Annotated in this window: 20 protein-coding genes; 13 read left to right on the forward strand and 7 right to left on the reverse strand. The window is 65.1% G+C overall.

Translation table 11 applies throughout. The features are described 5' to 3' along the window. Window positions 1-16: 16 nt before the first annotated feature. From cyoB to IB259_RS13135, 7 genes are all read left to right on the forward strand, one after another. Window positions 17-2020 (forward strand): cytochrome o ubiquinol oxidase subunit I, encoded by a 2004-nt coding sequence (gene cyoB / locus IB259_RS13105; protein ID WP_054451711.1) that lies wholly within the window; start codon window positions 17-19, stop codon window positions 2018-2020. Beyond that, on the forward strand, window positions 2013-2654 hold the full coding sequence (gene cyoC / locus IB259_RS13110; RefSeq protein ID WP_054451712.1) for a cytochrome o ubiquinol oxidase subunit III: 642 nt from the start codon (window positions 2013-2015) through the stop codon (window positions 2652-2654). Before cyoB ends, cyoC begins: the two co-directional genes overlap by 8 nt. Further along, window positions 2651-3055: a cytochrome o ubiquinol oxidase subunit IV gene (gene cyoD, locus IB259_RS13115; RefSeq protein ID WP_192329222.1), complete on the forward strand. Its 405-nt coding sequence runs from the start codon at window positions 2651-2653 to the stop codon at window positions 3053-3055. The genes cyoC and cyoD overlap by 4 nt, the downstream gene beginning before the upstream one ends. Further along, complete coding sequence (locus IB259_RS13120) at window positions 3055-3834, forward strand: SURF1 family protein (RefSeq protein WP_125473163.1); 780 nt, start codon at window positions 3055-3057, stop codon at window positions 3832-3834. The genes cyoD and IB259_RS13120 overlap by 1 nt, the downstream gene beginning before the upstream one ends. A gap of 113 nt (window positions 3835-3947) precedes the next feature. Beyond that, window positions 3948-5054: a porin gene (locus IB259_RS13125; RefSeq protein ID WP_192329224.1), complete on the forward strand. Its 1107-nt coding sequence runs from the start codon at window positions 3948-3950 to the stop codon at window positions 5052-5054. A 133-nt stretch (window positions 5055-5187) separates the two neighbouring features. Beyond that, the gene (locus IB259_RS13130; RefSeq protein ID WP_054451716.1) at window positions 5188-5571 is read left to right on the forward strand and encodes a hypothetical protein; all 384 of its coding nucleotides are present in this window, start codon (window positions 5188-5190) and stop codon (window positions 5569-5571) included. A gap of 35 nt (window positions 5572-5606) precedes the next feature. Continuing rightward, entirely contained in the window at window positions 5607-6932 is a 1326-nt protein-coding gene (locus tag IB259_RS13135) for a ParB/Srx family N-terminal domain-containing protein (RefSeq protein ID WP_192329226.1), read from the forward strand. 23 nt (window positions 6933-6955) lie between these two features. Here IB259_RS13135 and IB259_RS13140 read toward each other — a convergent pair whose 3' ends face one another. Further along, window positions 6956-7561, reverse strand: coding sequence for a glutathione S-transferase family protein (locus tag IB259_RS13140; RefSeq protein WP_054451718.1), 606 nt, complete (start codon window positions 7559-7561; stop codon window positions 6956-6958). A 118-nt stretch (window positions 7562-7679) separates the two neighbouring features. Between IB259_RS13140 and IB259_RS13145 the strand changes: the two genes are divergently transcribed. The 4 genes from IB259_RS13145 to IB259_RS13160 all read left to right on the forward strand — a co-directional run bounded on the left by IB259_RS13145 (window position 7680) and on the right by IB259_RS13160 (window position 10732). Then, on the forward strand, window positions 7680-8663 hold the full coding sequence (locus IB259_RS13145; RefSeq protein ID WP_192329228.1) for a YafY family protein: 984 nt from the start codon (window positions 7680-7682) through the stop codon (window positions 8661-8663). A 99-nt stretch (window positions 8664-8762) separates the two neighbouring features. Beyond that, entirely contained in the window at window positions 8763-9179 is a 417-nt protein-coding gene (gvpU, locus tag IB259_RS13150) for a gas vesicle accessory protein GvpU (protein ID WP_175160217.1), read from the forward strand. Window positions 9180-9346: 167 nt separating this feature from the next. Beyond that, entirely contained in the window at window positions 9347-9997 is a 651-nt protein-coding gene (locus IB259_RS13155) for a response regulator (protein WP_192329230.1), read from the forward strand. Between the two features lie 39 nt (window positions 9998-10036). Continuing rightward, complete coding sequence (locus IB259_RS13160) at window positions 10037-10732, forward strand: pentapeptide repeat-containing protein (RefSeq protein WP_119449467.1); 696 nt, start codon at window positions 10037-10039, stop codon at window positions 10730-10732. On the opposite strand, the gene IB259_RS13165 is transcribed toward IB259_RS13160, so the two are convergent. From IB259_RS13165 to IB259_RS13175, 3 genes are all read right to left on the reverse strand, one after another. After that, window positions 10700-11707: a helix-turn-helix domain-containing GNAT family N-acetyltransferase gene (locus IB259_RS13165; protein ID WP_054451724.1), complete on the reverse strand. Its 1008-nt coding sequence runs from the start codon at window positions 11705-11707 to the stop codon at window positions 10700-10702. The two genes, IB259_RS13160 and IB259_RS13165, sit on opposite strands and share 33 nt — an antisense overlap. Window positions 11708-11794: 87 nt before the next feature. Then, a complete protein-coding gene (locus IB259_RS13170; RefSeq protein ID WP_054451725.1) occupies window positions 11795-12439 on the reverse strand; it encodes a DNA-3-methyladenine glycosylase I in 645 nt (214 codons plus the stop codon). An 8-nt stretch (window positions 12440-12447) separates the two neighbouring features. Next, a complete protein-coding gene (locus tag IB259_RS13175) occupies window positions 12448-12858 on the reverse strand; it encodes a lysozyme inhibitor LprI family protein (RefSeq protein ID WP_119449469.1) in 411 nt (136 codons plus the stop codon). Window positions 12859-12957: 99 nt separating this feature from the next. Here IB259_RS13175 and IB259_RS13180 point away from each other — a divergent pair, with 99 nt between their 5' ends. After that, a complete protein-coding gene (locus tag IB259_RS13180; protein ID WP_192329231.1) occupies window positions 12958-13776 on the forward strand; it encodes a metallophosphoesterase in 819 nt (272 codons plus the stop codon). Here IB259_RS13180 and IB259_RS13185 read toward each other — a convergent pair. From IB259_RS13185 to IB259_RS13195, 3 genes are all read right to left on the reverse strand, one after another. Beyond that, window positions 13766-15955, reverse strand: coding sequence for a TonB-dependent siderophore receptor (locus IB259_RS13185; protein ID WP_175212518.1), 2190 nt, complete (start codon window positions 15953-15955; stop codon window positions 13766-13768). The genes IB259_RS13180 and IB259_RS13185 overlap by 11 nt on opposite strands. A 110-nt stretch (window positions 15956-16065) precedes the next feature. Next, on the reverse strand, window positions 16066-16497 hold the full coding sequence (locus IB259_RS13190) for a YciI family protein (RefSeq protein ID WP_054451730.1): 432 nt from the start codon (window positions 16495-16497) through the stop codon (window positions 16066-16068). 190 nt (window positions 16498-16687) lie between these two features. Next, on the reverse strand, window positions 16688-17737 hold the full coding sequence (locus IB259_RS13195; protein ID WP_125471222.1) for an NADP(H)-dependent aldo-keto reductase: 1050 nt from the start codon (window positions 17735-17737) through the stop codon (window positions 16688-16690). Between the two features lie 160 nt (window positions 17738-17897). Here IB259_RS13195 and IB259_RS13200 point away from each other — a divergent pair, with 160 nt between their 5' ends. Continuing rightward, complete coding sequence (locus IB259_RS13200) at window positions 17898-18674, forward strand: DUF4239 domain-containing protein (protein ID WP_054451734.1); 777 nt, start codon at window positions 17898-17900, stop codon at window positions 18672-18674. Window positions 18675-18682: the final 8 nt, after the last annotated feature.

Below are 18682 nucleotides of genomic sequence, written 5' to 3' on the forward strand. Positions count from 1 at the left end.
TTTTGCTGGAATCGAGATGCCTGATCAACCAGACCTCACCAAGCTGATCTTCGGTAAGTTGACCTGGGAAGCCATTCCCTACCACGAACCGATCCTGCTCTTCACCTTCATCGCGGTCGCCATCGGCGGCATCGCGGTGGTGGGCGCCATCACCTACTTCGGCAAATGGGGCTATCTGTGGCGCGAGTGGTTCACCAGCATCGACCACAAGAAGATCGGCATCATGTACGTCATCCTGGGCATCGTGATGCTGCTGCGCGGCTTCGCCGACGCCATCATGATGCGCCTGCAACAGGCGGTGGCGTTCGGCGATTCCATGGGCTACCTGCCGCCGCACCACTACGACCAGATCTTCACCGCGCACGGCGTGATCATGATCTTCTTCGTTGCCATGCCGCTGGTCACGGGCCTGATGAACTACATCGTGCCCTTGCAGATCGGCGCGCGCGACGTGGCCTTTCCGTTCCTGAACAACTTCAGCTTCTGGATGACCACGGGCGGCGTCATCCTGGTCATGATGTCGCTGTTCGTCGGTGAATTCGCGCGTACCGGCTGGCTGGCGTATCCGCCATTATCGGGGATCCTCCAGAGCCCCGACGTGGGCGTCGATTACTACATATGGGCCCTGCAGATAGCGGGGGTAGGCACACTGCTTTCCGGCGTCAACCTGCTGGTCACCATCGTCAAGATGCGCGCGCCGGGCATGACCATGATGCGCATGCCCATCTTCACCTGGACCGCGCTGTGCACCAATGTGCTGATCGTGGCGGCTTTCCCGGTGCTGACCGCGGTGCTGGCGCTGCTGTCCATGGACCGCTACGTGGGCACCAACTTCTTCACGGCGGACTTCGGCGGCAACGCCATGATGTACGTGAACCTGATCTGGATCTGGGGCCATCCCGAGGTCTACATCCTGATCCTGCCGGCCTTCGGCATCTTCTCCGAAGTGGTTTCCACCTTCTGCCGCAAGCGCCTCTTCGGCTATGCGTCCATGGTGTACGCCACGGTCGTGATCACGGTGCTGTCGTACCTGGTGTGGCTGCACCACTTCTTCACCATGGGATCAGGGGCAAGCGTGAACTCGTTCTTCGGGATCACCACCATGATCATCTCGATCCCCACGGGCGCCAAGATCTTCAACTGGCTGTTCACCATGTACCACGGCCGCATCCGCTTCGAGGTCCCCATGCTGTGGACCCTGGGGTTCATGGTGACCTTCGTGATCGGCGGCATGACGGGCGTGCTGCTGGCCGTGCCGCCCGCCGACTTCGTCCTGCACAACAGCCTGTTCCTGATCGCGCACTTCCACAACGTGATCATCGGCGGCGTGCTGTTCGGGCTGATGGCCGGCATCACGTACTGGTTTCCCAAGGCCTTTGGCTACAAGCTCGATCCGTTCTGGGGCAAGTGCTCGTTCTGGTTCTGGCTGGTGGGCTTCTACGTCGCCTTCATGCCGCTGTATGTGCTGGGGCTGATGGGCGTGACGCGGCGCGTGAATCACTTCGAGGACATGTCCCTGCAGATCTGGTTCCAGGTGGCGGCCTTCGGCGCGCTGCTGATAGCCTGCGGCATCGCCAGCTTCCTGATCCAGCTGGTGGTCAGCTATCGCCGCCGCGAGTCGCTGCGCGACGACACCGGCGACCCCTGGGACGGCCGCACGCTGGAATGGTCGACCTCGTCGCCCCCGCCCAACTACAACTTCGCCTTCACGCCGCGCGTGCATGACCAGGACGCCTGGTGGCAGATGAAGCAGCACGGCTACCTGCGGCCGCAGCAGGGCTTCATTCCCATCCACATGCCCAAGAACACCTGGGCGGGCATCGTCCTGGCGGGTATCAGCGTGGTTATGGGTTTCGCCTTGATCTGGCATATGTGGCCGCTGGCCGTGCTGTCGTTCGCGGCGCTGATACTGGTGTCCATCATTCACACCTTCAACTACAAGCGCGACTACTACGTGCCGGCCGAAGAGGTCGTGCGCGCCGAAGACGCCCGCACAAGGTTGCTAGCGAAAAATGTCTGATACCCTGGCCCCCAACCTGCCCGGCGGCGCCGCGCCGCCCGCGGAGCCCATGTTCCACGTCCCGGGCGAACACCACCCCAAGAACGGGACCCTGCTCGGGTTCTGGGTCTACCTGATGAGCGATTGCCTCATCTTCGCCTGCCTGTTCGCCACCTATGGCGTGCTGGGACGCAACTATGCGGCTGGCCCTTCCGGCGCGGACCTGTTCGACCTGCCGCTGGTAGCGGTGAATACCGCGCTGCTGCTGCTGTCTTCCATCACCTACGGTTTCGCGATGCTGGAAATGCGGCGCAACCGCGTCGGCGCCACCCAGCTCTGGCTGGCCGTGACCGGCATCCTGGGGCTGGGCTTTCTGTCGCTGGAACTGTACGAATTCGCGCACCTGATCCACCAGGGCGCCGGCCCGCAGCGCAGCGCCTTCCTGTCGTCCTTCTTCACCCTGGTCGGCACCCACGGGCTGCACGTCACCTTCGGCATCGTGTGGCTGGTGACGATGATGATCCAGGTCCAGATGCACGGCTTGATCCCCGAAAACCGCCGCCGCCTGATGTGCCTGTCCATGTTCTGGCACTTCCTGGACCTGATCTGGGTGGGCGTCTTCACCTTCGTGTACCTGATGGGAGTGCTGCCATGACCGCGCACCTGGATCATCCGGCCGATCACGGCCACGGCGGCCACGACCACCACGACGACGATGACGGCGCCGCCCATGGCACCTTCAAAAGCTACATGACCGGCTTCGTGCTGGCGACCATCCTGACCGCCATCCCGTTCTGGCTGGTCATGAACCAGGTCTTCTCTCAGTCCCGGACCACCGCGCTGGTGATCCTGGCGTTCGCCGCGGTGCAGATCGTGGTCCACATCATCTACTTCCTGCACATGGACACCAAGTCCGAAAGCGGCTGGAACATGTTGGCGTTAATATTCACGCTGGTGCTGGTCGTAATCACGCTCAGCGGATCCATCTGGATCATGTACCACCTCGACTCCAATATGATGCCCATGTCCACACACGACATGCGGAAAATGCCCTGATGGCCGCAGTAAACGACTCCACTTCCCGCGACACCTCCTCCCGTAATCCGCGCAGCAAAGTTACCCTGGTCATCCTGGGGGTGCTTGCTGTTGCCATTTTTGCGGGCCTCTGCGCCCTGGGCACCTGGCAGGTGCACCGGCTGGCCTGGAAACGCACCCTGATCGCGCAGGTCGAACAACGCGCCCATGCGGCGCCCACGCCGGCGCCGGCCCAGGCCGAATGGCCCGCGCTGACTTCCGACAACGCCGAATACCGCCGCGTCACCGCCAAGGGCACCTACCTGTACGACCGCCAGACCCTGGTGCAGGCCGCGACCGAGCTGGGCAGCGGCTACTGGGTCATGACTCCGCTGCAGTTGCCCGAAGGCGGCACGGTGCTGGTCAACCGCGGCTTCGTGCTGCCCGAATGGCGCAAAAGCAAGTCGGCCATACAACAAACGCCCGAAGAAGCCAGCGTCACCGGCCTGCTGCGCATGGGCGAGCCCGCTCATGGTTTCCTGCGCAACAACGATCCGGCGACCAACCTCTGGTACTCGCGCGATCTGCCCGCCATCGCTGCGGCGCGCGGCCTGACCGACGTGGCCCCCTACTTCATCGACGCCGATGCGACGGGCAAGGACGGCAGCGGGCGCACCGCTCCCGTCGGCGGCCTGACGGTGCTGAACTTCCCCAACAATCACCTGAGCTACGCCATCACCTGGTACGCCCTGGCAGCCATGGTGCTGGTCGGCGTTTTCATCTTCGTGCGCGAGGAAAAGCGCGCGCGCCGCAAGGGCTGAATCCGCCGGCTGCGGCCGGTGTCCTACAATGAGGGCTGGGAACAGCGCTGAGCTACATGCTCGCGTGCTGTTCCCTTTTGTTTTTTCCACCCCTCAACCAGGAGTCCCCAAGGATGAAAAAGACGCTGCTCGCCGCCGCAATATTCACGACTTTTGCAGGCGTTGCTCAGGCAGAATCGTCGGTAACTCTCTATGGTGTCATCGACACCGGCATCGGCTACAACAAGATCAAAGGCGATGGATACGACGGTAGCAAGATAGGCATGATCAACGGCATCCAGGCCGGCTCGCGCTGGGGCCTGCGCGGCGCCGAAGATCTGGGCGACGGCCTGCGCGCCACGTTCAAGCTGGAAAGCGGATTCGACTCGGCCAACGGCCAGCGCGGACAGTCCGGCCGCCTGTTCGGCCGCCAGGCCACCATCGGCCTGGCCAACGACGCCTGGGGCTCGCTGGAGTTCGGCCGCCAGGCCACGGTGGGCTCGAACTACCTTGCCGACATCGACCCCTTCTACACCAGCTACACCCAGTCCAACATGGGCCTGGGTTTCAGCGCCGCCAACACCATGCGCTGGGACAACATGGTGATGTACAAGACGCCTTCGGTGAACGGCTTCGAACTTGGCATCGGCTACTCGTTCAATGCGGACGACACGACCGCCGACCAGACGGGTTTTCGCACCGCCGACAATACCCGCGGCATCACCGCCGGCCTGCGCTACGTGCAAGGTCCGCTGAACGTCGCGCTGACCTACGACCAGCTCAACGGCTCCAACCGCGGCTCCATCGACCATGACGCCACGCCGCGCCAGTACGCGCTGGGCGTGTCCTACGACCTGGAGGTCGTGAAGCTCGCCGCCGCCTACGGCCGCACCACCGACGGCTGGTTCGTCGGCCAGGACCTGCCGGCAGGCACGCCCTTCAGCGATGAATTCGGCACCAACCGCTTCGTGGACGGCTTCAAGGCCAACTCCTACATGCTGGGCGCCACTCTGCCCCTGGGCAGCGCAAGCAGCCTGTTCGCGTCGTGGCAACACGTGTCGCCGAACAACGACAAGCTGACCGGCGGCGACACCAACATGAACGTCTGGAGCGTGGGCTACACCTACGACCTGTCCAAGCGCACCAACCTGTACGCCTATGGTTCGTACGGCAAGGACTATGCCTTCATCGACGGCCTGAAGAGCACGGCCGCCGGCGTCGGCGTGCGCCACACGTTCTAAGCAAGTCAGCGGAGCGGCTGCGGGGCCGCTCCGCTGTCGGCGAATCCGTCCGATTCGAAGCCCCCTGGTATCGGGCTTCTTTAATATCGCCCGAGAGCCTGACGTCATCCGCATGTACGTCCAGGAGGCTCTCATGCACAAACCGCTCCCCCATACTTCTGCTTTCCCCGCCGCGGGTACGCTCGCGGTATACGCCGCGCTGGCGCCGGATCACCGGCAACTGGTCAAGGACACCATGACCCAGGATCTCGATGCGCTGGAGCAAGCCGCCGAGAAACCCGACGCCCTTGCCACCGCCCAGATGCTGCACCGCATACAGGGCGCGCTGCTGGCCCTGCAGATGCGCGCGCCAGCCTCGCACTTCGAGGCGCTGGAAGAAGAACTGGCAGAAGGCCTGTCCGCCGCCGCAGCCGCCAGAATCCGCCGTCAGGCCACCGTCGTGCGCGGCCTGATGGACAGGCTGCATGCGTGGCAACCCGTTCCGGTGCAATCTGCAGGAAACACGCGTCCCTCATGATCGGCTATCTTTGAAACCAGATCCTGAAACGGACCATGCCCTCTACCTCTCTTCCCGCGCGTCGCGCTTTTCCCGCCCGCCGGCAACGTTTGTTGCATGCGTTGGCCGCGGCTTTGCTGCCGCTGGCCCTCGCAGCCTGCAACGGCGGCGGCGACGACCATGACGACGAACCCGTCACCGTCGCGCCGCCTCCCGTCGAAGAAACGCCCCCCGCAGAATCCCAGCCGCCGCGCAATACGGCCTATCTGCAGGCCAAGCCGGGCGACGTCATCCAGGTCCGCATCGAGGAACTGCATCCCACCCAGGCCGCGATCGGCTACGACCAGATCTACTACAAGCTCGGCCGCTGGCAAGGGGACTTCGAACGCCCGACCTGGGCGGACAAGCCGGCACTGCAGCTGGACTACCTGAACCGCACGGTCGGCAAGAAGTTCGACGACTACTGCGAAGACATGGGCGGCGCCGAGCGCGCGCAGGAATTCCAGAGCATCGCCGAGGCGCGCGCCGCCCGCCTGGACCAGCCGGCCACCTATGCCTGCAAGAACGCCCCGGGCACCAACGCGGCCAACCTCAAGACGGTGGTGGTCGGCTGGGACGGCAACCTGTATCTGACCGACGGCCACCATACCTTCTCGTCGCTGCGCGAAATCGCCGATGGCGGCCCCAAGCTGCCGGTCTGGGTCAAGGTCGACGCCAACTACAGCACCCTGCCCAATGCGGCGGCGTTCTGGCAGCGCATGGTCGACGAACGCCGCGCCTGGCTACGCGACGGCCAGAACCAACCCATCACCGTGGACCAGTTGCCCGCCCGCCTGGGGCTGGCCAGCGCCCAGGAAGCCGGCGGCATGCAAGAGGACCGCTACCGCTCGCTGGTGTACTTCACCCGCGACATCGCCTACAGCAATGGCAACCTGCCGGAGTTCGCGGAGTTCCTGTGGGGCGACTGGCTGCGCCGCCAGGCCGCGGGCGGCCAGCTGCCGGGCCTGGACCAGTACAAGATGATGGCGCCCGCCGCGCCGGCGCAGATCCTCGCTGTCAGCACGCTCGACAAGAGCCTGGCGCCTGCCGGCTCCAATGACAGCTATGCCGCCGCGGTGCGCGACGCCTCCCTGAAGATGAGCGCATTGAAGGACACCGACATCGTCTTCGATGACCGCGACGCTGCCGGCCTGGGACGTATCGCGCTGTCGCCCGACGCCGCCAGCGGCTCGCCCACCAAGAAGGCGCGCGACACCCTGGAAGAACTGCCGCGCAACGACGCCAAGAACGATGGCAGTCCGCGGGGCGCAGGCAAGCTGTGGTTCGCCGTGAACTACCGCAACTGCGGCAAGCCCGCGACCGGCACCTGCTGGGGCTGGTAAGCCGCGGCGCCCGCCCACGCGCGCTAAGCGTCGATCTGCATGGCGGGCCGGGCCTGGACCCGGTCCATCCATGCCCGCACATGCGGATGCGACGCCACTCTGGCGCCCAGATAGGCGCTGTAGCCGACCACCGAACCGACCACCAGGTCGGCCAATGAGTAGGCCGCGCCCAACATCCAGGGCTGCCGCGACAGATGGCCGTCCAGCACAGCCAGCAACGCGTCCACGTCATCCAATACGCGTTCCGCCTCGACGCCGCCGGGCGCGTCTGCGCCCTGCGTGGCGAGATACAGGCGCATCACCGCCGCGCCGTAGCTGACATAGGACCAGGCGCACCACGACATCGCCAGCAGGCGTTCGGGCGTGCCGGCGGCGGGCCACAGGCCGCGCTCCACGCCGTAGCGCTCTCCCAGCCATAGCTGTATCGCCAAGGTTTCGAACAAGGGAGCGCCGTCCACTGTCAGCGTGGGGACCTTCCCGTTGGGATTGAGCGCCAGGAATTCGGGGCGATGCTGTTCCCCCGTCCTGATGTCCACCTTGATGCGTTCATGCGGCACTTGCAGTTCAGCGAGCGCGCTGGCAACCGGGGTTGCGCTGGACATGGGGTGCCAATAGAAGACGATAGACATGGGCAAATCTCCAATTCGATCAAGGGATGTGCGTCGCGGCCCCTGCCGCTGACTACGGGGGCCACTGTAGAATCCATTGAGGACAGATTCCGCCCTCGATACGCGCTATCGTGCCGCCATGCTTACTTCCAGCAACCGCCTCCTGCGCCTGCTGTCGCTGCTGCAGACCCGCCGCCATTGGGCCGGGACCGAACTGGCCGCGACGCTGGCGATCCACCCCCGCACCCTGCGGCGCGACATCGACAAGCTGCGCGAACTGGGCTACCCCGTCCATGCCAGCAGCGGCGTGGCCGGCGGCTACGCCTTTCGCGCGGGAAAGGCGCTGCCACCCCTGTTGTTGGACGACGATGAAGCGCTGGCCGTGGCGCTCACGCTGCGCACGGCGGCCACGGGCACGGTGGGCGGCATCGAGGAAACCGCGCTGCGGGCGCTGGTGAAGCTGGAGCAGGTCATGCCGCAGCGCCTGCGCCACCGGGTCGACGCGCTGCGATCGGCCATCGTGCCGATCCCGCGCGACGGCGCGGCCGTCGACGCCACCCTGCTGGCCACGCTGGCAGCCGCCTGCCGCGACCAATTGCGGGTCGGCTTCGACTATGCGGACGGCAAGGGCCGGGCAAGCACCCGGCTGGTGGAGCCGCAAGGCTTGGCGCATACCGGATACCGCTGGTACCTGGTGGCCTGGGATCCCGCGCGCGAGGACTGGCGCACCTTCCGTATCGACCGCATCGCGGGCGCCCCGGAAGTCGGCGCGCATTTCGCGCCGCGCCCTCCGCCCGAAGGCGGCGATCTGCGCGCCTATGTCTCGCGCTCGGTCAACATGGCGCCCCACCAGGAACCCGCGCGCGTGGTCCTGCACGCGCCGCGCGCCGTCATGGCCACGCGCATCCCGCCGGGCGCCGGCCAGATCGAAGCGCTGGACGACGCACGCTGTGTACTGCAATGCGCCGTGCCCAGCCTGGACGCGCTGGTGTATTGGCTGATGGCGCTGGACGTCGAATTCGAGGTGCTGGCGCCTGCGGCGCTGCAGGACCGCCTGCGTCTGGCCAGCGAACGGCTGGGGCGCAGCCTGGAAAAAATGGCAGTTCCCAAAGCGCGCGGATAGCGGTCGGATTTGGCTGTTTTTCGGCCTATCCCATTCTGTGTATTTCGCCCGCGATTCGAGTATCTTGGCTGCTTTCCAAACATTTCCAGAAATCACGCCATGAGCAACGTTCCCGACGCCGACGCCTTCCTGCAATTCCTCGTCAACCTGGTGAACAACGGCAGCCAGATCGAGAGCATCGGCGTCACCCTGCAGATGGGCGGCATGCTGGTGTCGGGTTCCATCGTGTCCGGGGCAGAGTACTTCGACAGCTTCGCCGCCAGCTTCACGGGATCCCTGGACAAGGTGGACGACGCCACTCGCAAGGCCGTGCATGCCTCGCTGACGGAACTGGGCGACGTCTTCCGCGTGCCCCAACCCGCTGACCCGCTGCCGAACTACATCCATCTCGCCGACGCCCTGTTCTTCACTGCCGACGGCACCCCCATCGCCGGACAGCCCACGCTGTGGCGCGGCCGCACCAGCGCGGTCGACGGCTTCGTGCTGGGCCGCCTGCAGGAAGAAGCGGCCGGCTGAGGCCGCCGATATCCCTATTGCGCACAGGTCCCCGCCCCGGTTCTCGGGCGCGGGGCGCGCCGCTACGCAAAAACCACTACGCTATGGGTTTGCCTCCGCCCCCAACCCTGAGTCCGCCCGCCTTCTCTCCACTTGAAGCACGGGCTCGCTTGAAGTCACTCCCCCGCATGGAAAGACTCCGCATCGTCCTGGTCGACGACCATCCCCTGGTCTTGATGGGGATGCGCGACCTGCTGGAAAAGGACCTCAACTTCGAGGTCACGGCCACCCTGCCCGGGCCGACCGCGCTGATCCAGCACCTGCAACGCGATATGCCGCACGTGGTCATCACCGACTACTCCATGCCCGGCGACGACACCTATGGCGACGGCATCCGCCTGGTCAAATACCTGACGCGGCATTATCCGGACGTCCAGATCGTGGTGCTGACCATGGTGTCGAACTCCATGATCATCTCGGCGCTCTACGACGCCGGGGTGGCCGCCGTGGTGCTCAAGCGCGACAACCTCACCGAAATCATGACCGCGCTGGAAACGCTGCATGCCGGCCGCAAGTACTATCCGCCCGGCTTCCAGCGCGACGGCGCGGCCGATGAGCGCAGCAAGTTCATCGGCGAACTCATCAACAGCCTGTCGCCCAAGGAATTCGAAGTGCTGCGCCACTTCATCCGCGGCGAATCCATGATGCAGGTGGCCGAGGCCTTGAAGCGCAGCGTCAAGACGGTCAGCGGCCAGAAGATCTCGGCCATGCGCAAGCTCAACGTCCGCACCGACCAGGAACTGATCGCCTTCTGCGTCGAAAGCGAAATCTTCCAGTAGGCTGTCCGTTTTCCGGAAATTCAGGCAGGAACGCGCAGCATGACGCAAAAAGCAATCGAGACGGTGGCGGGCCAGGAAGTGGACCGCAAGCTGATGCAGGGCTTGATCGAACAGTCGGCCGGCCGTCCGCTGTCGTTCCATGACTGCGACTTCCAGGACGCGGATTTTTCGCGCCTGGATCTGCGCGGCGCGCAATTGACCGCGTGCGCGATCGCTGGCGCTTCCTTTCAGGGCGCCACGCTGGCGGACTCCGTCTGGCTGCGCTGCCGCGGCGGCCAGGTGGATTTCGCCTCATGCGACGCCAGCGATGCCGTCTTTGAAAACTGCGACCTCAACAATGCCAACTGGCGCCGCGCCCGGCTGGCCGCCGCCCGTTTCCAGGGCTGCAAGCTCACCGGCAGCGACTTCGACGGCATCGCCTGCCTGGGTTGGTCGCTGGAGGAATGCCTGCTGGTCGGCGCGCTGCTGCGCGGCGTGTCGTTTCGCAAGACCGACGTGCGGCACCTGGACTTCTCCGATGCCGACCTGACCGGCAGCGATTTCCGCGACACCGTGTTCCATGGCGGCAGCCTGCGCAACGCCATCCTGAAGAATGTCCGCTTCGAAGGCGCCGACCTGCGCGAAGCCGACCTGGGCGGCCTGGACCTGAATTCGGCCGCGCGCCTGGCAGGCGCCACCATATCCAAGACTCAGGCGGCAGCCCTACTGGCCGAATTGCGCATCAGCGTGATCTGAAGCGCGCCGGCTGCGGCGGACAAAGCGCTGCTCGACCACCACGCTGCCCCACTGCCGGCCTTCGGACTCCTCGGCCAGCGTGAAGCCGGCAGCCTCGTAGAGATGCCTGGCTGCATCCAGCCCCTTGAAGGTCCACAAGTACGTCTCGTCGTAGTGGGCGTCGACAAACGCCATGGCCCGCTCCAGCAGGACGCGGCCCACGCCCATGCCGCGCAGCGACTCGTCGACGATGAACCAGCGCAGGTGCGCTTCACGGGCGGCAAGATCGCCATCGATGACGATGGAAGCCAGCGTCCTGCCGTTGTCCACGTACAGCCAGATGTTCTTGCCGGTGGCGGGCAGGCCTTCTGCGAACTCGGCCAGCTCGCTCGCGACCTTGCGTTCGAAGTACACGCCGAATCCCGAGGCCTGCGCGTAATAGCGCGCATGCAGGCTGGCCACGTCGCCGATGCAGCCGGGCAGGTAGCCCGCGTGGATCTGCTCTGCGATGCCGCCCGTGACGGCGGGCGCGGTGTTGGGGTTTTCGTGCGACAGGGCGTCGGCGTAAAGGGAAAGAAAGCGGATCAGCGACTGCTGGTCCTCGGGCGCCAGTTGGCGCAATGCCCGCGAAACCTGGTCGGTGGCGAACTGGTCTATCTGCGTACGCAGCCGGGTGCCGGCTTCGCTCAGGTACAGCCGCGACGAGCGCGCATCGTCACTGTCGGCCTCGCGCGTCAGCAGCCCGGCTGACTCCAGCTTGGCGACCTGACGGCTGGTATTGGACTTGTCCAGCCTGAGGATGGCCGCCAGATCGCGCGCCTGGATGCCCGGCTGCAGGCCGATCTCGATGATGGCGTGGACGGCGGACGGGGCCAGCTCGCTGCCGGCCAGCGAGCTGCGCATGAAGCCCAGCTCGCGCACCAGTTTGCGTGAGAACTCCCGCAAATCCCGGATCGTCTGATCGCGGGACTGGATGGGGGTATCGATCAGATCCATGGCGCGCCCTTAAAGTTGCGATTCGCAACCAATATACTTGCGGATCGCAACCAATTCAACATTTTTCGCGTCAGTCGCTGCCGCGGCCTATTTCGGCCGCTTGAACCCCGCGCGCGCGGCCTCGACCGTCTGGCGGCAGACGCAGCCGCTCATGTGATCGTTGACCATGCCCACGGCCTGCATGAAGGCGTACATGGTTGTCGGGCCCACGAAGGTCCAGCCGCGCTTCTTCAGGTCACGCGACAGCGCCGCCGACGCCGGCGAGGTCGGATTGCCATTCCAGTAGTCCAGGTCCACGGTCGCGGGACGGTCCTGGGCCGGCGGCTCATGGCTCCAGAGCCAGGCCGACAATGAACCCGTCTCGTCGGCCAGGGCGCGTGCGCGCCTGGCATTGTTGATGGCGGACACGATCTTGCTACGGTTGCGCACGATGCCCGCGTCGCCCATCAGGCGCTCGACGTCGCGCTCCGTGTAGCGCGCCACCCGCTCGAAGTCGAAGTCATCGAAGGCCGCGCGGAACGCCTCGCGCTTGCGCAGGATCGTGATCCAGGCCATGCCGGCCTGAAAACCCTCCAGGCAGATCTTCTCGTACAGGCGACGGTCATCCGCCACCGGCCTGCCCCACTCATGGTCGTGATAGTCGGGCATGGACGGCTGCCAGAAGCAGCGCGCCACGCCCTGCTCGTCCGTGATCAGGCCCGGATCGTTCTTGTTCATCTCATCGGTCTTCATGCGGCGGCTTACTGCTTGCCCGGCACCGGGCAGCTCAGGTCGCCTTCCTCGCACTTCAGGTAGGCCTGCAGTTCCTTGGTGCGCGCCTGCGTCAGTTTGTCCAGGCACAGGCTCAGCGTCATGGGATAGGCGCTGCCGCCGGACGTGCTGCTGGACGCGAAGGCGCACTCCGCATCGCGAAAGAACAGCCAGGCCTTCTGGGCGGCATGCAGCTGGGTCGTCGCGTCCCGGTCGTTCTTCAGGCGCGCGGTCACTTCCTTGTAGGCGGCGTTCAAGGCGGCGTCGGACTTGCGGTACGCCTGGTCGGCGCACAGGCTCATGTCCGTCTGCGTGGCCGCGTTGCCGCAATCCAGCGGCTGCGCCTGCGCGCTTGCGGCCAGCGCAAGCGCGGCAGCGGCGGTCATGATGGCGATACGCATGGAATTCCTCCTGTGTGGCTGGTGAACCAGGAAAGTGTCGCATGGAACAATGGCCTCCCGCAGCGGCGGCTGCGCCGCCAGTGGCCTAAGATGGCGGCTATGAAGATCCAATTGCTCTCCGACCTGCATCTTGAAACCGACCCGGATTTCCTGGCCCGGCCCGCGCCCGGCGCCGATCTGCTCGTGCTGGCCGGGGACATAGGCTCATACCGCCGCGGTTCGCTCATGACCGGCGACGACTTCGGCCTGGGCAGCTATGCGCCGAGCAAGGGCTGGCCCACGCCCGTGGTGTATGTCCCCGGCAACCACGAATACGACAACGTCGATTTCGACGAGACCCACGCACGGCTGCGCCAGCTTTGCGGCGAACTCGGCATCCACTGGCTGGAACGCGAGACGCTGGTCATCGATGGCGTGCGCTTTGTCGGCACCACGCTGTGGACGGATTTCGACGCGCTGGCCGCGCCCGGCGACACCGTCGGCGCGGCCCTGAAGAAGCGCGAAAAAGCGTTTCGCGCGGCGGACTTCTATCTGGAAAAGGCCGAAATGCGCCGCAACGGCGCGCCCTTCATGGCCGAGCAGATGCGCGAGCAGGGGCTGCTATGCCAGCAATGGCTGCAAGACGCCCTGCGCGCCCCCTACGACGGGCCGACCGTGGCCATCACCCACTTCGCCCCCACCTTGGCGAGCGCGGATCCGCGTTACGGCGTCACCCCCGGCACAGCAGGGTTCTGCAATGCGCTGGACGCCCTGCTGCCCCTGGCCGACGTCTGGATGCACGGCCATCTGCACTGTCCGCAGGACTATGTGAAGAATGGCTGCCGCATCGTGGCCAATCCGCTGGGCTACGCCAAGAAGGGCGAACAGCAGGACTTTGCGCCTGACCGCCTGTGGGACGTGACGGCGTCTAGAACTTGAGGCTGGCGCTCAAGGCGTAGGTGCGCGGGTCGCCCGCCTTCACGTAGTCCGGCGACTGGTATAGCCAGTAACGCTTGTCGGCCAGATTGTTGATGCCCGCGCGGAACGTGGTTTCGTAGCCGTAGATGCGCGTGTCGTAGGTGGCGCCGATATTGACGATGGCGTAGTCGGACACCTGGACCGCATTCGAAGCGCCCAGCATGGTGCTGCCGGTGTACTTCACGTCGGCCCTGAGTTTCAGACCCGGCAGTTGCGGCACCGAATACGCAACCTGAGCCGCGGCGACGAACTTGGGCGCGCCCGCCACCCGGTTCCCGGTGAAGCTGGAACCCTTCTTGTATTCCGAATCCAGGAACATCAGGCTGCCGCCCACGTTCCAGTTCGTCGCAATGCGCGTGGAGGCTCCCAGCTCCAGCCCTTGGTAGATCGACTTGCCGTCCTGCACCAGCTCATTGGCGGCGTTGGTGTATTCCGCCTTCTTCTCGATGCGGAACAGCGCCGCCGTGGCAGCCCAGCCGTCCTGGTTGGTCTTGATGCCCAGTTCGTACTGCTTGCTCTTGAGCGGGTCCAGCAGCGCGCCGAAGTTGGCGTAGGTATTGCCCACCGACGCCCCCGGCTCCAGCGACTCGATGTAGCTGGCATAGGCCATGGTCTGCGGCGTGATGTTGTACATCAGCGCCACCGTCGGCGTCAGCACGCCGTTCTTGTCGTAGCGCGAATTGCGCACGCCCGCGGCGTCGAAACCGACCTGTTCGTAGTCGGTATAGCGCAGGCCGCCCAGCACGGACCAGCCGCCGGTCAGGTCGATGGTGTCGCTTGCGAACAGCGCCTTCTGCGTGATCTCCGCGGCGCGGTACAGGTCCAGGCTGCCCTCGCTGTAATAGGTGTTGGTGTTCTGCGTGCGCAGATTGCCCGTGCCTTGCAGCTGGTACACGCCGTTGGCGCTGTAGTCGTTCTTCTGCTTTTGCCAGGACGCGCCCGCCACCACCTGGTGTTTCAGCGGGCCGGTGCTGAACCTGCCTTCGAGCATGCCCTGCCATTGGTTGTAGGCATAGGCCTCACCGTAATCCGAGCGATAGTCCTGGTAGTCGCCCGCCTGGTTCTGCAGGAACAGCACCGATTCATTGCGGCGGGTGCGAGTGGAGCTGTAGCTGTAGTCGGTGCGCACTGACCAATCGGACGACAGCTGGTACTTCAGCCCGGTCGAATAGAAGCGGAATTTATTGTCGGCATACGGGCCCTGGCCCACCAGCCTGCCGTTGTCGTTGCGCACCGGCGACGGCAGCTCCGAGCCCGCCATCTGGCCAGCGTAGATGGTCGGCTCCTGCCCGATCGCCTTGCGGTTCTGGTAGATGGACTGGAAGTCCCAGGTCAGCTTGTCGGTCAGGCGCGCGTCCAGCGCCAGCGACACCGAATCCCGATACAGCGAGCCGCCGTTATAGGTATTGCCCTCTTCATGCGTGGCGTTCAGGCGATAGCCGAAGCGGCCGTCGCCGCCCACGCGCCCGCCCAGATCGACGTGTTCACGCAGGAGGCCCTTGGACACATAGCCCAGCTCGATGCTGCGCACCGGCTCGTCGGTCGGCTTCTTGGTGACATAGTTGATCAGTCCGCCCGGCGAACCGAAGCCGTACATGAAACCGGATGCGCCCTTGAGCAGGTCGATCTGTTCGAAGTGCTCGTAAGGCAAGGTGGTGACGTAGCTAAGGAAGGGCTTGCCGTCGATGCGGTAGGAATTCTGCCAATCCAGCGGCAGGCCGCGCACGCTCAGATAACTGGCCCAGGCGCCGTAGGAGGCGCTGTTGTCGGTGACGGATGCGTCCAGGGCGAACACGTCGCCCAGCTTGCGGACCTGCCGCTCCTCGATATCCGCGGCGGTGACCACGGCCGTGGAAAACGGCGTCTCCAGCTGGCTGCGGTTGCCCAGCGCCCCGCTGTTCACCGGCGCGGACAGATGCTCCAGCGTGTCGTCCAGCGAGGTCGCGTTGACGGTCACTGCCGGCAACTGGGCCACGCCTTGCGCATCCCCCCCGACCGTCGGCGGCGGCGTGCCGGCGGCCTGGGCCTGGACGCCCCCGGAATGAACGATGCCCAGGGTCAGGGCTAGGGCATAGGGTGCAACGGCATGCCGCGCGTGCTTGCGCGCGCGGCACTTCCTGGCGGAAGCGGGACGGACCACGTTGAATTCTCCAGAGCGGGAGGGGAAGAAATGTCGACTTCTTATAAATAAGACTGATTCGCAATTATATTAATAACTGCGAACTTCCCCATGCCGCTCTGGCCCTGCGGTCACTGCTTGGACGCTTTCTCCAACTGATCGCGCAGCCGCTCCTCCTGGGCGCGCAGCTCCGCCGTGAACTCCTCGCCGAAGTCGTCGGCCTCGTACAGCGGGCGGATCTCGATGTCAGACGGGCCGGGCATCGGATTCGGACAGCGCTTGACCCATTCGATGGCCTCCTGCAGCGAGGCGCACTCCCAGAGCCAGTAGCCGGCGATCAGCTCCTTGGTTTCCGCAAAGGGGCCGTCTATCACCTGCCGGCTGCTGCCGGAAAAGTGCACCCGTGCGCCCTTGGAGCTGGGTTTCAGGCCGTCGCCCGCCAGCATCACGCCCGCCTTGACCAGTTCCTCGTTGAACCGCCCCATGTCGGCCAGCAGTTGCTGGGTGGGCATCACCCCTGCTTCGCTATCGGCGGTGGCCCTGACTTGAACCATGAATCGCATCTCGGTCTCCTTGTGTGGATGGTGGAACTTGCATGCTCCATCCACACGACGAACCGCGCCAGTCGAAATCGACAGCCGCCAGGAAAAAAAGTGTATCCGTGGCCGGGTCGGCGTCCTCCATGAAAAAACCCATGACGCCCGGAAAGCGTCATGGGTTCTTGCCGCCATGGCTGACGGGGCGATCAGCGCATCACGGCGCCGGATTCGGCTGGCGGGCGTGGATCTTGTCGATCGCCTCCAGCACCTCGGCCGACAGGGTCACGTCCACGCTGTCGATGTTCTCCTTCAGCTGTTCCAGCGTGGTCGCGCCGATCAGGTTGCTGGTGACGAAGGGGCGCTGGTTGACCCAGGCCAGGGCCAGGTGCGTGGGCGAAATGCCGTGCGTGCGCGCCAGTTCGACGTAGGCGCGGGTGGCGGCCTCGGCCTGCTCATTGCTGTAGCGGGTGAAGCGCGTGTAGAGCGTCAGGCGGGCGCCGGCCGGGCGCGCTCCGTCCAGGTACTTGCCGCAAAGCATGCCCATCGCCAGCGGCGAATAGGCCAACAGGCCCACGCCTTCGTGGTGCGAGTACTCAGACAGGCCGATCTCGTAGACGCGGTTCAGCAGGCTGTAGGCGTTCTGGATGGTTGCGATGCGCGGCAAGCCCTTGTTCTCGGCATGCCGCAGGAACTGGCCGACACCCCAGGGCGTTTCATTGGACACGCCGATGTGGCGCACCTTGCCGGCGCGCACGAAGTCCTGCAGCACCTCCAGCGTTTCCTCGATCGGCACGGTGTACTCGTCCTGGACCCAGGGATAGGACAGCTTGCCGAAGGTGGCCGTCGTGCGGTCGGGCCAATGCAGCTGATACAGGTCCAGGTAGTCCGTTTGCAGGCGCTTCAGGCTGGCATCCAGGGCCGCGGTCAGATTCTTGCGGTCCAGGTGGGTCTTGCCGTCGCGGATGTGGCCCGGACGCTTCGCGTCGCGCACGGGGCCCGCCGCCTTGCTGGCCAGCACGATATCCTGGCGGCGCTTGCTGCGCGCCAGCCAGGTGCCGATATAGGTCTCGGTGAGGCCCTGCGTTTCGGGCTTGGGCGGCACCGGATACATTTCGGCGACGTCAACCAGATTGATGCCACGCTCCAGGGCGTAGTCCAGCTGCTGGTGCGCCTCGGCTTCGGTGTTCTGCTCGCCCCAGGTCATGGTGCCCAGTCCGATCAGGCTGACATCCAGGTCGGTACGGCCGAGTTTGCGGTATTTCAATTTCTGCTCCGTGCGGTGTCGCTTACTAGGGAAGCGACACCTTACTCCAAGAAGCTTTTCAAATACCTGGCAACGATCCGCGGCTGCGGGTTATTCGCCCCTTGCCCGCCGCGCCGCACTCGGCATACGCTCTATCCCCAAATAACCACCGGAAATCAACGTGCTGCGCGAAATTGATGAAACCTACGTGTTTTTCATCTGCGTCATCGCTTGCCTGGCCATCATCGAGCTGGGCTTCCGGTTGGGGCGCAGGCACCGCCGCGCTTCCGACGACGCCGCCAAGACCCATATCGGCGCGCTCCAGACCGCCTTGCTGGGCCTGCTGGCGCTGCTGCTGGGCTTTACCTTCGCGATGTCGGTGACGCGTTTCGAAACGCGCAAGAACCTGGTGCTGGAAGAGGCCAACGCCATCGGCAACGCCTATTGGCGCTCGCAGCTGCTGCCTCCTGCGGCCCGCGATCCCATCGCGAAGCTCCTGCTGGAATACACGACGACGGCGCTGGAGTTCAGCGACGCCGACAACGACAAGGAGCGCCTGGCCGCGGCCAGCGTGACGTCGCGGCGCATCGAGCGCCAGATCCGGAGCACGGCTGCGAGCGTCCTGGAGAACCCGCCGTCGATATCCACGGTCATGTTCATCCAGGCCATCAACGAAATGGCCCAGGTCAATGAAAAGCGCCGCGTCGCGCTGGAAAACCACGTACCCGAGCCCGTCTTCTATCTGCTCTTCATCGTCACCGGCGGCGCAATGGGCTTCATCGCCTACGGCACCGGGCTGCACAAGCGCAGGCGGCTGATCTCGACCGGCCTGTTCGCCACGCTTATTTCCCTGGTGCTGACCTTCATCCTGGACATCGACCAGCCAGCCAGCGGCGTGATCATGGTCAGCCAGGAGAGCATGGTGCGGATGAAGGCGACGCTGGAGCAGGAGCGCTAGGCGCGCGG

The organism is Achromobacter sp. ACM04 (assembly GCF_014851465.1).
Lineage (GTDB): Bacteria > Pseudomonadota > Gammaproteobacteria > Burkholderiales > Burkholderiaceae_B > Achromobacter > Achromobacter aegrifaciens.